Genomic DNA, 13,056 nt, shown 5'->3' with positions numbered 1-13,056 from the left:
AGATGGGAGCGATAGAAAAGGATCTAGCTAGTAAAGATTCTCTTAGTACGTTAGTGCGTTATGAAAATGTTACGAAGAGGTTTGGCGATATCGAAGTTTTAAAGGGCGTAGATTTAGATATTAAGCCTGGGGAAAAGGTGGCATTAATCGGCCCAAGTGGATCCGGAAAAACAACGATCATTCGCATGCTGATGACTTTAGAGAAGCCGACTTCAGGTGTTATTTCAATGGGTGGCGAGCCTCTTTGGCATAAGAAGTCAAGCAGCGGTAAGCTCGTGCCTGCTGATGAGAAGCATTTGCGGAGAATGCGCAGTGATATTGGCATGGTCTTTCAGCATTTTAATCTTTTTCCTCATATGAGTATATTAAGAAATGTAACAGAGGCACCGATCCACGTGCTGGGGCTTTCTAAAGAGGAAGCGCGAGAGAGGGCAGTAGACATGCTTGAGAAGGTAGGACTTGGAGATAAGCTGGATGCTTATCCAGAGCAGCTTTCCGGCGGGCAGAAGCAGCGTGTGGCGATTGCAAGGGCAGTCGTGATGCGGCCTAAGGTAATGCTTTTTGATGAAGTGACATCTGCTCTTGATCCTGAATTAGTTGGGGAAGTTCTTGAGGTGATTAAGGATTTAGCAAAGGAAACAGATATGGCGATGATCCTTGTTACTCATGAAATGGACTTTGCCCGTGATGTTGCCGACCGCATCGTCTTTTTGCATGATGGGCAAATTGAAGAACAAGGAACTCCTCAAGAGGTTCTTGAAAATCCTAGCAGTGAGAGACTTCAAGCTTTCTTGAGCAGATTCTTGAGAAATTAAATTAGTTTTTACGAAAGGAGAGGGAAGCCTCTTCTTTTTTTGCGTATATGCGTTAATTTTTATGGAGAAGTATTATAATGAGAGAATGCTTGAAAAAGTAAACCGAAATGATTGGGTGAACAGATGGATAAATTGATGAAAGTAAAAGTGAAGTCTTCATTTGTAAAAAGATTTGAAAGTGGTTACCCGCTGATTAGTGAGGAATCCTTACAGAAATTAAATGGCGATATTGCGGAAGGAACTCTTATTGAAGTGATCAATGATCAAAATAAGTTTCTTGGAAAAGGATATTATGGGAAACAAAATAAGGGCCGAGGCTGGATTTTAACGAGAAATCAGAAAGAGAATATTGACCAAGCCTTTTTTGAAGGGAAAATAAAAAAGGCGCTGGATCAGCGAAAATCGTTCTTTCGTGACAGCGATACGACAGCCTTTAGGGTGTTTAATGGCGAAGGAGACGGAATTGGCGGATTAGCGATTGACTACTTTGATGGGTATTACTTGATGACTTGGTATAGTGAAGGGATTTATACCTTTAAGAATGAAGTGATTACGTCATTAGAAAACCTTACAAAGTTTAAAGGTCTTTATGAGAAAAAGCGCTTTGATGCAAAAGGCTCCTATATGGAGGATGATGATTTCGTTGCGGGAGAGAGGGCTGAATTCCCGCTTATTGTCAAAGAGAACGGCATGCATTTTGCGGTTTATTTAAATGACGGTGCGATGGTGGGGGTCTTTCTCGATCAGCGGGATGTTCGGAAGAGAATACGGGATACCTATGCCAAAGGGAAAAGTGTGCTGAATACATTTTCTTATACAGGAGCGTTTTCGGTAGCAGCTGCGTTAGGCGGGGCTGTCAAGACGACAAGCGTTGACCTAGCGAACAGGAGTAAAAGTAAGACGATTGAACAGTTTGCTGTGAATGGCATTGATTTTGAATCACAGGATATCATTGTAGAAGACGTCTTTCATTATTTTAAATATGCAGTTCGCAAACAGCTTAAGTTTGATATGGTCATTCTCGATCCTCCCAGCTTTGCACGTTCGAAAAAGCACACTTTCAGTGCTGGGAAGGACTATCCGAAGCTGTTAGAACAGGCGATTGAGATAACTGAAAAGGAGGGCATCATCGTTGCTTCCTCCAACTGCAGCACCTTTGACATGAAGAAATTCAAGAGTTTTATTGAAAAGGCATTTACTCAAAGTGGACATACCTACAAAATATTAGAAGAATACGGACTTCCGAAAGACTTCAAAACCATAAAAGAATTCAAAGAAGGCAACTACTTAAAAGTAGCCATAATAAAAAAGCTCACATAAAAGAAAGACACTGTCCCCCTCAGGTGGACAGTGTCTTTCTTCGGTACCAGGTACCTTAGCTGTTTTGTGCTTTTCTTAGGAGTTCGTAGGCTTTGTCTCCGGCTTGCTGTGCAAAGCTTTCCCAGATACGATCTCTTAATATATCGATTTCTACAATTTTTTTGGCTAGTTCGATGACATCTTTGTTATTCATATTCTTCGTTTCTCCTTTCGCTATATCTTTTATATTCAAGTTCAAGTTCCGTTAATGTTAAGGATTCTAAATCAAGCTGCTTGAACAAACCGGTATTCATTAACAATGTAATAAAATGTCTTCTCCTCTTTTCGATGGCTTTTCTTATCAATGGCATTTTAATCCTCCCTTTTTTGAATGTTAAAGATATTTTAATAGGAACTTTCTTAGAAATCATTCTTTATGTTAAAAAATGTAACAATAAATACCAATTTTATGTTATATTTTCTTACATATGGTGTAATAAGCGGGAGTTTTTATTATATAATTAACCATGTGGTGGGGAACTTTAAGGGAGGAGGATATGATGGAGGAGCCTTCATATAAAAATCGTAAAGTTATCACGATTGGAGTAGTCAGTGAACTGACTGGATTGTCAGAAAGGCAGATTAGATATTATGAGGAACGAAAGCTGATTTTTCCGGAACGTACTGAACGAGGGAATAGAAAGTACTCGTTCTCAGATGTGGAGAGGTTAATGGATATTGCCGACAAAAGAGAGGAAGGCGTGAGAACGTATGAAATTAGGCAGGATATGCTGAAAGCCAAAAAAAAGGAAGAAGACAAGAAATTGCGTGAAAGAATGCTGCGAGGGCAGCTTAATGCGCGATTCGGAGTTCAAAAAGGAAGGTTAAATGGCAAGTGATTATAGTTTCTAAGATTAATAGCTCACTAAGGTGAAGGCCGACGCTATAAGGTATTGTCGGTCTTTTTGTATTTATGTAAAGTATTATAACAAAAACTGTCCGCCCCAGATGGAAAGTGTCTTTTTTAGGTACCAGGTACCTAACGAAAGGTACCTAACGAAAGGTACCTAATGAAAAGGTACCTAACCTTATTAGGGTGGAATCTATTCAAATGGGGGATTATACATTAGAATAGGGGTTAATTTAGGGGGAGTGATATCTATTTTTGGCGGTATGTTATGGGGGAAGTGCAGGTTATGAGAAAGATATTTTTGTTTTTGAAACGATTACAAATGCTAATTTAATAGTGTACAGAAATGCTTGTATAAGAATGTACAGTTTTGTTGAGAAGATGCATAATATTCTGGAGGTGGAATATTATGCACATGCAAATCAATGTAAATACAGATATTGAAATTAACAGTCTTGTAGATTTACCTAAACTTAAATTGTTAATGGAGAGTTTAAAAATGAAGATCAATAAGAGTAAATTAGCTCGGGATATGGGAGTAGATCGGAGGACGGTTGAAAAATATCTACAGGGTTATGAGCCGAAAAGTAATCGGAAGAGGACATCAAAAGTAGATGATTACTATGAAGTTATAGCGCTGCTTCTATCAGAAGAATCTAATCAAAAATTTTATTACAAAAGAGTACTATGGCAATACTTGAAAGATAATCATGGATTAAATTGTGGACAATCAACTTTCAGGAATTACATATCAAGTAAACCAGAATTCCAAAGTTACTTCGAATCAGAGAGACGTAAGAGTTCAGTCAGTGAAGTAATTCGTTTTGAGACACCACCAGCTGAACAAGCACAATTAGATTGGAAGGAAAATATTCGATACATCACCAAAGATGGGGAAATCCTTTATGTGAATGTATGCGTACTTTTACTTGCTCATTCAAGGTTTCGAACATTCAACTTATCAATCTCTAAGTCTCAAAGTATATTATTATCTTTCCTTACGGAGAGCTTTGAAGCATTTGGAGGAGTTCCTAAAACGATTCTAACAGACAACATGAAAACGGTTATGGACGAGCCTCGAACAGAACATCAAAAAGGAAAAGTAAATGAACGGTTTTTTCAATTTTCTAAAGACATGGGTTTTGAGGTGAGGCCTTGTATAGCAGGAAGACCGAGGACAAAAGCCAAAGTAGAGGCCCCGATGAAATTACTAGATGAGATTCACGCCTATCAAGGAAAATTTGATTATGAGGAACTTCATCAGTTTATACAAAAACTATGTGATCGTATCAACAATAGTTACCACCAAGGAACAGGAAAAATCCCGATACTGGCACTAAAAAAAGAAAAAAATCTCTTATCCCCATTACCACATGAACGAATAAGAGATTCCTATAAAATTGATCATATACATGTGAAAGTGAATCCATCTAATATGGTTCCCTTCAAATCCAACCAGTATTCAGTCCCACCTGGATACATCGGGAAAACGCTTCGTTTACAAGTATATGACAACCATATCTTTGTTTATTATAACACGGATTTAATTGTCCAACATCCTATTCGCCAATCAAAACTCAATTACAAGCCAGAGCATTATGTCGATACATTGGCAAGAGGATTACCATCTTCCACAAATATAGAAGAGTTGGCAAAGAAAAATTTAGAGGCAATTAATGAGGTGTATAAAAATGAATAGTAGTTATAACAAACTTGTAAATAATTTAGAGTATTTAAAGTTAAAGCAGATGTTAGTGCATCTTGATGAAACGATTGATTTTATGACCAATAACCAATTGTCATTTACGGAAACGTTAATCAAACTTACGGATTACGAAATTGATATGAAGGAAGTCAACATGGTGAAATCAATGGTGAAAGTCGGTGCATTCCCTCATTTGAAGGAAGTAAAAGACTTTGATTTTGATTTTCAACCAACGATTAATAAACAACAGATTTTAGATTTCACCACCTTACGGTTTATTGAGCAAAAAGAAAATATTGTATTTTTAGGAACAAGTGGTGTGGGCAAAACTCATTTAGCCACCGCTATTGGAATCGCAGCAGCAAAGAAAAGGACGAGCACGTATTTTATTAAGTGTAATGACTTGATTCTCAATTTAAAAAGAGCAAAACTTGAAAATCGATTGGAGAATAGACTCAAACATTATGCAAAATATAAGCTGCTTATCATTGATGAATTATGCAAAGCTTCACATAATTCATCTTATGGAAAGTTACTTATTATGTAAAGTTGAATGCTAAAGGCCTTGTCTTGTTTATGATTTTTAACATCCAACTTTGCATAATAAATTCTAAATAAGTTCTTTTAACCAGTTCAATAAATCATCTTTTTCTTTTTTAGTAAGTTTTTCATCAGGAATCACATTATGGCTTGCTTGTTCAATCGCTTTCCTTTTCACCTCTGGATTCGATTTTGCATAAATTTCAGTTGTAGTAACAGAGGAATGCCCTAAAAAATCCCTTATATAAATCAGGTTGACACCACTCTCTAATAAATGCATAGCTTTACTATGTCTAAAAATATGTGGTGAAACTCTATTTGGAAATAATTCTGGATGTTTTTTTCTGGCTGCCGTTATATATTTGTTTACAATATATGAAATACCAGCTCTTGTTAGTTTTTCTTGCCTTTTATTAAAAAATAAAGGTGAAGTGAATTTTGATTCGCTAAACAAACCGTAATCATTTATATAAGCTTTTACGATATTTATTGTTTGAGGCATTATTGGAATAATCCTTGTTTTTTTACCTTTCCCAGTTAATCGTATTGTTGCTGGTCCTTTTATTCTTATATCACCAACTAGTACATCTACTAGTTCTTGAACTCTTGCTCCTGAATCATAAAGTAAGGAAAGAATAGCTAAATCCCTACGCGCTTCTTTGTTGGATGCATCAGGAGTAGCTAAAAGTTCTTTAATTGCTGCTATTGATAAATAGTTCATTTCAACCGTAGGTGTTTTTTTCGAACTTATTGATAATATTGAATTGCACAGTTCCATATATTCTGGAGCCTCAATTTGTATATATCGAAAGAATGCATGTAACGCGGCTAATCTTTGATTTCTGGTTGAAATAGAGTATTTTTTTGTATCTTCCAACCAAGTTAAAAAGTCTTCAACCATATTCCTGCTCATTCTTGAAAAGCATATTTTTTCTGGTTTAATTCGAAGAACATCTTTACAGTATCTAAGAAAAATTGTAAAAGTATCCCTATATGATTTAATTGTGTTTTCACTATAACCAGTTCTTTGTGGTATATAACTGAGAAAATATTTAGATAGGTATCTTCCAAAATCGGTACTATTCATCGATCTGCACCTCCGGAAAAACTCCATTGTAAAGAGGTGTAACAGAATCAATAATTTGACCATAAGCTTCTTCTGTAAGCCTTAGATATTTCTCTGTACTCTCAATATCCCGATGTCCTAAGTAAGTACATAAAATTGGTAAAGCACAATAGAGATCTTGTCCATCCTGAACCATCTTTTCTAATGCATGTACTGCGAAAGTATGCCGAATATCGTGAACTCTGGGGCCAACTTCGTTTTCCGCAAATATTCCAGCCTCTTTCATAAAATCTTTAAATTTTACATATACAGGAGTGTTGTTATATTTCCCATTATCCCGTGAGGGATAGAAATATCCATCTTCATGCATATCAAATCCCATCTTTGAAACATATCGTCTACAGTAATTGGTTAATGATGTCGACATAGGAACTAGTCTGCTAGTATTGTTCTTAGCTTTTTTAACTGTTAGTATTCCGCCATCTAGATCAACATCGACTTTTTTTAACGACAACGCTTCGTTAATTCTTAACCCGCATCCATACAACATTCTAAAAAGCATTGGGTATATCACGTGATAATACTTACTTGATGGAATATATTTCAAATTATCTACAACTTTTATTATGCTTGCGATTTCTTCGCGAGTAAAAATATAAGGAGAAAAAGTTTTGGAAATAGGGATTAGTTCTTTAGGATGAACGTAAAAATCAAAACCCATACTGTTCATATATATGGCAAATTGTCTAATAAGGCTCATTCTCATATGCTGAGTCTTAGCTGATTCTTTCCCTCTTTTGCTTACATAGTCCTCAACCATTTCCTTATTCAATTTCAAAGTGACCATATCGTATTTCTTAAAAAAATCATTCATATACCTTAATTGATAAAGAGAGGATTCTCCAAATTTATAACCAAGATTTCGTTTATATTCAACATACATCGAACAATAATCTTTAAAAGGACCATCAAAAATGAATTGCTTTTCTTTATCTTTCATAAGGTACCTCCAATGCAACCGTTCGAAGTTGCTCTATGTCAATACGGAGATATAATTTCGTAGTATTTGAGTTTTCATGTCCTAATACACCAGTAATAACAGGGTATGGGGTGTTATTTTTAAGTAGGTTACTTGCCATACTGTGCCTCATAGAATGAAGGCCATGTTTCCTCCTATTGATCGTGATACCTGCGGTATCCATATATTTATTGATAATACTCCAGAATACGTTCCCTTTTGTAAACGCAATAAATGGCGCTCTATGACGTATGAAAATATGTGGGTCATTAGTGATAGGCCGACTATTTTTTATATAATCAATTAAAGCATATTTCAGGTTTTCAACTAATGGGAGCCTTATTGGATTGTTGGTTTTCTCCTGAACGAACTCTATAGTATCTAAGTGCCATTTTATGTTGTCAAATTTTAACTTTCTAATATCACCAGCGCGTATCCCTAACTGTATTGCTAATAACAATACTACATAGTCCCTACGACCAATTTCGGAGCTCCTATCCACTTGCTTAAGGATCCTTTGTATTTCTTCTATTGAATAATAGGAAGGAATTCTTTCAAATTTATTTGTGAAAATAACCGGAAAAAGTTGATTTAGTGGAGATTCGGTATAGCCTTTTGAAAAAAGAAAAGCTAAAAAATCTCTTAATGTGAACAAAATACCAGACCTCGTCGCACTTGCGTATTTACTTAATGTTTCTAGATAAACCATTACAACTTCAGGCATTAAATTATTTATGCCAATCAGATTTTCCTTATCAATATAACTAAGAAAATCGATAATCTGTATCTTTTTACCCTGCAGTGTACGTTTCGACAATTGTAGTTCTTTTTGAAGCTGAATATATTCCTCAAAAATGTTTATATATTGATTAGGAACTTGCCTTCCTGGTGATTGGTGACATTTCTGAAATGAATTATGCTGATGATATTCTTCCAAAACCTTAATACATCTGACATTAAAAACCTGTGACTCTGAAAGTTTCATGTTGGGTTTAATACCATAATAGTCTAATAAGAAGGCCTCTCCCAATTTCAATGAGAAAATTTTGTGATTCCTAGTTTCCGCATATACCCGAAAATGCTTCCAGACAAGTCTATACCGATATATCGTTCCTTCGGAATACCTCAAATCAATTAAATGTTGAGTTGCCTGCTGAATTAATTCTGTAAGATTAGTAGTATCGGACATTGTTTTTACCCTCCTTAAAATGTTCGATACTACTTTATCATTAAAATATTATGCAAAGTTAAGTTCCAATAAACGTTCGAAAAATCGTACCTTTAGAATTTAACTTTACATAATATTTGTCTTTCCATAAGATGAAATTGGTTATTTGCCAATTGATGCGGAAGATGCCAAGTTATTTTTTCAGCTAATTGACATGAGATATGAACAAAAGAGCACCATTTTAACGACCAACGCCAGCTTTAAAACGTGGGGAGATATATTCCAGGATCCCAAAATTGCCAATGCCATTTTAGACCGTGTTCTTCATCATGCGACAGTTGTAAATATTATCGGAGATTCATATCGTCTAAAAGACCATTTTAATATGGAAAACACTAAACAAGGGGATGAATAAGATGAGTGTATTGGCATTAACAGAAGTTACAAAGTTCTTTCGTTCATACGGAATAAAATGTGATAAAGAGCTGGTTGAGGAATGGATAAATACTACTTCTAACAAAGAAAATTTAAGCGATTGTGTTTGTGAAGATGACCTTTACAACTTCAATGAATGGTGTAGATGGAAAGGCACAGCCTACGAAGAAGGACTAGATGATCAAACAAAAATCGCAAGATTATTAGAAGAAGTAAAGGATCTTCAAATTGAGGTGTCAGCCTTAAAAAAGGAGAAAGAAGAATTAGAGTTAAAACTAGGAATTGAGTCTTTTTAAATTAACAAAATCTCCCCCAGCCAAAGGTAATAGAACGGTTGGGGGTTATAAAAATAATTGAATAGCAGAATTGTGCATTCTAAAACAAGCAAAAGTGTACATATTATCGTTGACATTTATAACGATATCGGGCAGCGGTTTGGATTGCTTTATTTTTTACTGTGTTTGAGCTTGCTGTAGAGCTTGTTCAGCCTATTATTATGGCGGTTATGATCGATGAGGGGGTTGTAAAGGGCAATCTTTCGGTCATTTATGGATGGGGAGGGCTGCTTCTCGGCTTATCGCTCCTGGCGTTTGCCGGCGGCATCATTAATACATTTTATTCAGCAAAAGTCAGCCAAGGAGTCGGCTATGAGATCAGGAAGGAACTTTTTACAAGGATTCAATCATTTTCCTTTAAACATTTTCAATCTCTTCCTACATCTTCTCTTATTACAAGGCTGACGAACGATGTTACACAAATTCAAACCTTTATTTTTATGGGGTTGCGAATTGCGCTAAGAGCGCCGTTATTTATACTGGGCGGAATCATTATGGCATACAGTGTTCATGTCGGCCTGGCCCATATCCTTCTCGTTGCGGTACCCATTCTTTTACTTATTACCTTATGGCTGTTAAAAAAGGGTGTTTTTTATTTTCAGCTTGTTCAAAAGAAATTAGATGCTGTTAATAGGGTGATTCGTGAAAATCTCATGGGAATACGCTTGATTAAAGCGTATACAAGAGGCAGATATGAAGAAAAGCGGTTTACGGACGTAAACGATTCACTGATGAAGGATAATAAAAAAGCGTTATGGATTATGGAATTGACCATGCCGCTTTTGATGCTTGGCATGAATGTCAGTATGGTAGTAATTCTTTGGTTTGGCTCGATTTATTTAAATCTTGGAAGTGCGCAAGCAGGTGAGGTTGTAGCCATCATTAACTATGCGACAAGGATTATGTTTTCCTTTGGAGTATTTTCCTTTTTAATGATGAACTATTCGCGGGCAAAAGCTTCCTCCGCCCGAATTACAGAAGTATTGGATGTAGGGATTGAACAACACCTGCTGGAGAAAAGGCCAGACGGCGGGGACCTCCGTGTAGAAGGGGAGCTGGAATTCGTCGATGTTTCCTTCCAATACTCTTCTGAAAAAAAACCTGTTCTAGAGAATCTTAACTTTTTTATAAAACCAGGAGAGACTGTTGGAATTTTGGGCGAAACAGGTTCAGGGAAAACCTCCCTTTTTCAGCTGATTCCAAGACTCTATGAGGTTACGAAGGGAGAGATTTTCTTAGATGGAGAGGAAATCCGAACCATTCCATTGCAAATGCTCCGAAAACAAATTGGGCTTGTTCCGCAAGAAGCACATCTTTTTTCAGGAACAATAAAGGAAAATATCGGCTGGGGGAAAAATGACGCTTCACTTGAGGAAATCATTCAAGCTGCAAAAGATGCAGAAATTCATGATTTTATTAAGAGTTTACCTGATGGTTATGATACAAGGGTTGGCCAAAGAGGAGTCAATCTTTCGGGGGGACAGAAGCAGCGGCTATCAATTGCAAGGGCGCTTGTTCGAAACCCAAGCATTCTGCTTCTAGATGACAGCACAAGTGCACTTGATGCCCGTACGGAAAAAAGAATCTTAACTAGGTTAAAAAGACAAGCTTGTACGACACTGATTATTGCGCAGAAAATAAGCTCAGTAAAGGGTGCAGATCATATCTTGCTTCTTCATGATGGAGAAATAATCGGAGATGGTACGCATGAATTTCTCCTAAAAGAAAATTCATATTATCAGAGAATCTACTGGTCTCAGTCAAAAGAGGAGGCGGGGCATGTTGTCTAAACCATCAGTAAAGAAGCGTAATATGAAAAGAACGCTATTAAGAATCTGGTCGTATATGGCTGAAGAAAAAGGCCTCTTTGTTCTTGTCGTGATCATGGTAATTGTTAGCTCAGTGTTATCACTTGCTGGTCCATATTTAATGGGAGTGGCGGTTGATTCTTTAATTTCTGGTTGGAACGGCAGTCAACTGTTGACCATGTTAGTATGGCTTGTGATCATTTATGCAGCGCAGTCGGGGACAGTTTTTTTACAAGGCTATTGGATGATTGGAATTGCGCAAAATGTTGTATTTACGATGAGGAATGCTTTATTTTCTCATCTGCAAAAGCTTCCGATTTCCTTTTTTCAAAAGCGTCAGCATGGTGAATTAATGAGCCGCTTAACGAATGATATGGAAAATGTCAGCAGAACATTAAATTCTGCTGTGATTCAAATTATTACAAGTACATTGACATTGGCTGGTACGGTGGCAGTCATGCTCTGGTTAAGTCCATTGTTAACGGTTTTAACCTTAACAATAGTTCCAGTTATGTTTGCAGGAATGAAATGGATCACGAATCGAACGGGCAAGTATTTTAAGGAGCAGCAGAGAACATTAGGCGATTTGAACGGATACATAGAGGAGACATTGACAGGTCAGCGAATTGTAAAGATGTATTCACAGGAAGAGCGGGTTATTGAAAGCTTTGAGGAAAAAAACGCTGCCTTAAAAACGTCAAGCTATTGGGCGCAAACGTATTCCGGTTTTATTCCTAAATTAATGAACATGCTCAATAACGTTAGCTTCGCTATTATTATCGGAATTGGCGGAATTTTAGCAATAAAAGAGATCGTATCGATTGGTGTGATCGTGACGTTCGTGACTTATTCCCGGCAGTTTACCAGGCCGCTGAATGATTTGGCCAATCAGTTTAACATGATCTTATCCGCGATTGCTGGGGCAGACCGTGTATTTCAAGTACTGGATGAAGAGGTGGAGGGAAAGGATGAAGGTTCAGCGTATGAGATTTCTTCTCTGAAGGGTGAGATTGTTTTTGATTCTGTATCTTTCTCTTATGAAAAAGAAGTGGCAACGCTTAAGAATGTCAGTTTTCATGTTTCACCAGGTCAGACGGTGGCAATTGTTGGCCCGACCGGTGCCGGTAAAACAACCATCATTTCTTTGCTAACTCGTTTTTATGATGCGGATGAGGGGGCTATTTTTGTTGATGGGATGGATATAACAAAAGTAAAGAGAGACAGTTTGCGTAAAAATATGGCCTTTGTTCTGCAGGACTCTGTTCTTTTTCAAACAAATGTTATGGAAAATATTCGCTACGGGCGGTTAGATGCTAGTGATGATGAGGTTGTGGAGGCGGCGAAAACAGCGAATGCTCATGAGTTTATTATGAAGCTCCCTAGAGGGTATGATACTGTTTTGGATGCTGAGGGCGGCGGCATCAGCCATGGCCAGTGTCAGCTTTTAGCAATCGCGAGGGCGATTTTAGCGAATCCGGCTCTGCTGATATTGGATGAAGCTACTAGCAGCATTGATACCATTACAGAGATGAAAATTACGGATGCTTTAAATAAGCTGATGCAGGGACGAACATCCTTTGTTATTGCCCATCGTTTAAATACAATTCAAAATGCAGACTCTATTCTTGTATTGAAGGATGGAAGAATAATAGAGCAAGGCAGTGATGAAGAATTGTTAAAACTGAGCGGTTTTTATGCAGATTTAGTAAAAACCCAGCGTCAAAAAGGAGTTATCTAATCCTCTGTTTAGAATAACAGGGGATTTTTGCTGTTTAATAAACGTGGGTGGTTTGAGGTCAATGTGGTTATGTGTTTGTATTGGAAAATAAAAATAAAAAACTTCGAACGGTAAAACTAAAATAAGTTTCCATCAAAAGGGTAAATTAAAAAGTACATCAGTTATCATAACTGTCCGCCCTAAACGGACAAACTAACAATACTGTCCACGGACGGTACC

At 36.9% G+C, this 13,056-nt stretch carries 12 protein-coding genes and 2 pseudogenes; 9 read left to right on the top strand and 5 right to left on the bottom strand.

Annotation, left to right across the window (positions count from 1 at the left end; genetic code table 11):
- Positions 1-2: 2 nt before the first annotated feature.
- Positions 3-815 (top strand): ectoine/hydroxyectoine ABC transporter ATP-binding protein EhuA, encoded by an 813-nt coding sequence (ehuA, locus tag CZ487_RS25475; protein WP_077215156.1) that lies wholly within the window; start codon positions 3-5, stop codon positions 813-815.
- A gap of 123 nt (positions 816-938) precedes the next feature.
- Positions 939-2,135 carry a class I SAM-dependent rRNA methyltransferase gene (locus CZ487_RS25470; RefSeq protein WP_077215155.1) on the top strand — a complete coding sequence of 399 codons (1,197 nt, stop codon included), beginning with the start codon at positions 939-941 and terminating at the stop codon, positions 2,133-2,135.
- A gap of 55 nt (positions 2,136-2,190) precedes the next feature.
- Here the strand turns inward: CZ487_RS25470 and CZ487_RS27370 are convergent, their stop codons facing one another.
- Positions 2,191-2,328: a hypothetical protein gene (locus CZ487_RS27370; RefSeq protein ID WP_202617875.1), complete on the bottom strand. Its 138-nt coding sequence runs from the start codon at positions 2,326-2,328 to the stop codon at positions 2,191-2,193.
- Positions 2,321-2,485, bottom strand: coding sequence for a Fur-regulated basic protein FbpA (fbpA, locus tag CZ487_RS26255; protein ID WP_139339617.1), 165 nt, complete (start codon positions 2,483-2,485; stop codon positions 2,321-2,323). Before fbpA ends, CZ487_RS27370 begins: the two co-directional genes overlap by 8 nt.
- 186 nt (positions 2,486-2,671) lie before the next feature.
- Here fbpA and CZ487_RS25460 point away from each other — a divergent pair, with 186 nt between their 5' ends.
- The 3 genes and pseudogenes from CZ487_RS25460 to CZ487_RS25445 all read left to right on the top strand — a co-directional run.
- On the top strand, positions 2,672-3,013 hold the full coding sequence (locus CZ487_RS25460) for a MerR family transcriptional regulator (protein WP_077215154.1): 342 nt from the start codon (positions 2,672-2,674) through the stop codon (positions 3,011-3,013).
- A gap of 420 nt (positions 3,014-3,433) precedes the next feature.
- Positions 3,434-4,723 carry an IS21 family transposase gene (istA, locus tag CZ487_RS25450; RefSeq protein WP_077215152.1) on the top strand — a complete coding sequence of 430 codons (1,290 nt, stop codon included), beginning with the start codon at positions 3,434-3,436 and terminating at the stop codon, positions 4,721-4,723.
- Positions 4,716-5,264: pseudogene (locus tag CZ487_RS25445) on the top strand (ATP-binding protein); the annotation flags it as partial. The gene istA and the pseudogene CZ487_RS25445, both read left to right, overlap by 8 nt.
- A 75-nt stretch (positions 5,265-5,339) precedes the next feature.
- Here CZ487_RS25445 and CZ487_RS25440 read toward each other — a convergent pair.
- Genes CZ487_RS25440 through CZ487_RS25430 form a run of 3 tightly spaced genes read right to left on the bottom strand, consistent with a single transcriptional unit; the run spans position 5,340 to position 8,542 of the window.
- Positions 5,340-6,356 carry a site-specific integrase gene (locus CZ487_RS25440; RefSeq protein ID WP_077215151.1) on the bottom strand — a complete coding sequence of 339 codons (1,017 nt, stop codon included), beginning with the start codon at positions 6,354-6,356 and terminating at the stop codon, positions 5,340-5,342.
- A complete protein-coding gene (locus CZ487_RS25435) occupies positions 6,349-7,335 on the bottom strand; it encodes a tyrosine-type recombinase/integrase (protein ID WP_077215150.1) in 987 nt (328 codons plus the stop codon). The genes CZ487_RS25440 and CZ487_RS25435 overlap by 8 nt, the downstream gene beginning before the upstream one ends.
- On the bottom strand, positions 7,325-8,542 hold the full coding sequence (locus CZ487_RS25430) for a site-specific integrase (protein WP_077215149.1): 1,218 nt from the start codon (positions 8,540-8,542) through the stop codon (positions 7,325-7,327). Before CZ487_RS25430 ends, CZ487_RS25435 begins: the two co-directional genes overlap by 11 nt.
- Positions 8,543-8,672: 130 nt before the next feature.
- On the opposite strand from CZ487_RS25430, the pseudogene CZ487_RS25425 reads away from it, so the two are divergent.
- From CZ487_RS25425 to CZ487_RS25410, 4 genes and pseudogenes are all read left to right on the top strand, one after another.
- Positions 8,673-8,936 (top strand): annotated as a pseudogene (locus CZ487_RS25425) (ATP-binding protein); the annotation flags it as partial.
- Between the two features lies 1 nt (position 8,937).
- A complete protein-coding gene (locus tag CZ487_RS25420; RefSeq protein WP_077215148.1) occupies positions 8,938-9,252 on the top strand; it encodes a hypothetical protein in 315 nt (104 codons plus the stop codon).
- A gap of 161 nt (positions 9,253-9,413) precedes the next feature.
- Positions 9,414-11,081 carry an ABC transporter ATP-binding protein gene (locus CZ487_RS25415; protein WP_237562946.1) on the top strand — a complete coding sequence of 556 codons (1,668 nt, stop codon included), beginning with the start codon at positions 9,414-9,416 and terminating at the stop codon, positions 11,079-11,081.
- The gene (locus CZ487_RS25410) at positions 11,071-12,837 is read left to right on the top strand and encodes an ABC transporter ATP-binding protein (RefSeq protein ID WP_084783386.1); all 1,767 of its coding nucleotides are present in this window, start codon (positions 11,071-11,073) and stop codon (positions 12,835-12,837) included. The genes CZ487_RS25415 and CZ487_RS25410 overlap by 11 nt, the downstream gene beginning before the upstream one ends.
- Positions 12,838-13,056: the final 219 nt, after the last annotated feature.

The organism is Robertmurraya dakarensis, from assembly GCF_900156875.1.
Lineage (GTDB): Bacteria > Bacillota > Bacilli > Bacillales > Cytobacillaceae > Robertmurraya > Robertmurraya dakarensis.
Note: the sequence above shows the minus strand (reverse complement) of the source record. Positions and strands in the feature narration are given on the sequence as shown.

Excerpts from the sequence above, each read along its gene's own strand:
- fbpA (WP_139339617.1), bottom strand. The coding sequence starts at position 2,485 with ATGCCATTGATAAGAAAAGCCATCGAAAAGAGGAGAAGACATTTTATT.
- CZ487_RS25440 (WP_077215151.1), bottom strand. The coding sequence starts at position 6,356 with ATGAATAGTACCGATTTTGGAAGATACCTATCTAAATATTTTCTCAGT.
- CZ487_RS25430 (WP_077215149.1), bottom strand. The coding sequence starts at position 8,542 with ATGTCCGATACTACTAATCTTACAGAATTAATTCAGCAGGCAACTCAA.
- CZ487_RS25410 (WP_084783386.1), top strand. The coding sequence starts at position 11,071 with ATGTTGTCTAAACCATCAGTAAAGAAGCGTAATATGAAAAGAACGCTA.
- CZ487_RS27370 (WP_202617875.1), bottom strand. The coding sequence starts at position 2,328 with ATGAATAACAAAGATGTCATCGAACTAGCCAAAAAAATTGTAGAAATC.
- CZ487_RS25460 (WP_077215154.1), top strand. The coding sequence starts at position 2,672 with ATGATGGAGGAGCCTTCATATAAAAATCGTAAAGTTATCACGATTGGA.
- CZ487_RS25470 (WP_077215155.1), top strand. The coding sequence starts at position 939 with ATGGATAAATTGATGAAAGTAAAAGTGAAGTCTTCATTTGTAAAAAGA.
- CZ487_RS25420 (WP_077215148.1), top strand. The coding sequence starts at position 8,938 with ATGAGTGTATTGGCATTAACAGAAGTTACAAAGTTCTTTCGTTCATAC.
- ehuA (WP_077215156.1), top strand. The coding sequence starts at position 3 with ATGGGAGCGATAGAAAAGGATCTAGCTAGTAAAGATTCTCTTAGTACG.
- CZ487_RS25435 (WP_077215150.1), bottom strand. The coding sequence starts at position 7,335 with ATGAAAGATAAAGAAAAGCAATTCATTTTTGATGGTCCTTTTAAAGAT.
- istA (WP_077215152.1), top strand. The coding sequence starts at position 3,434 with ATGCACATGCAAATCAATGTAAATACAGATATTGAAATTAACAGTCTT.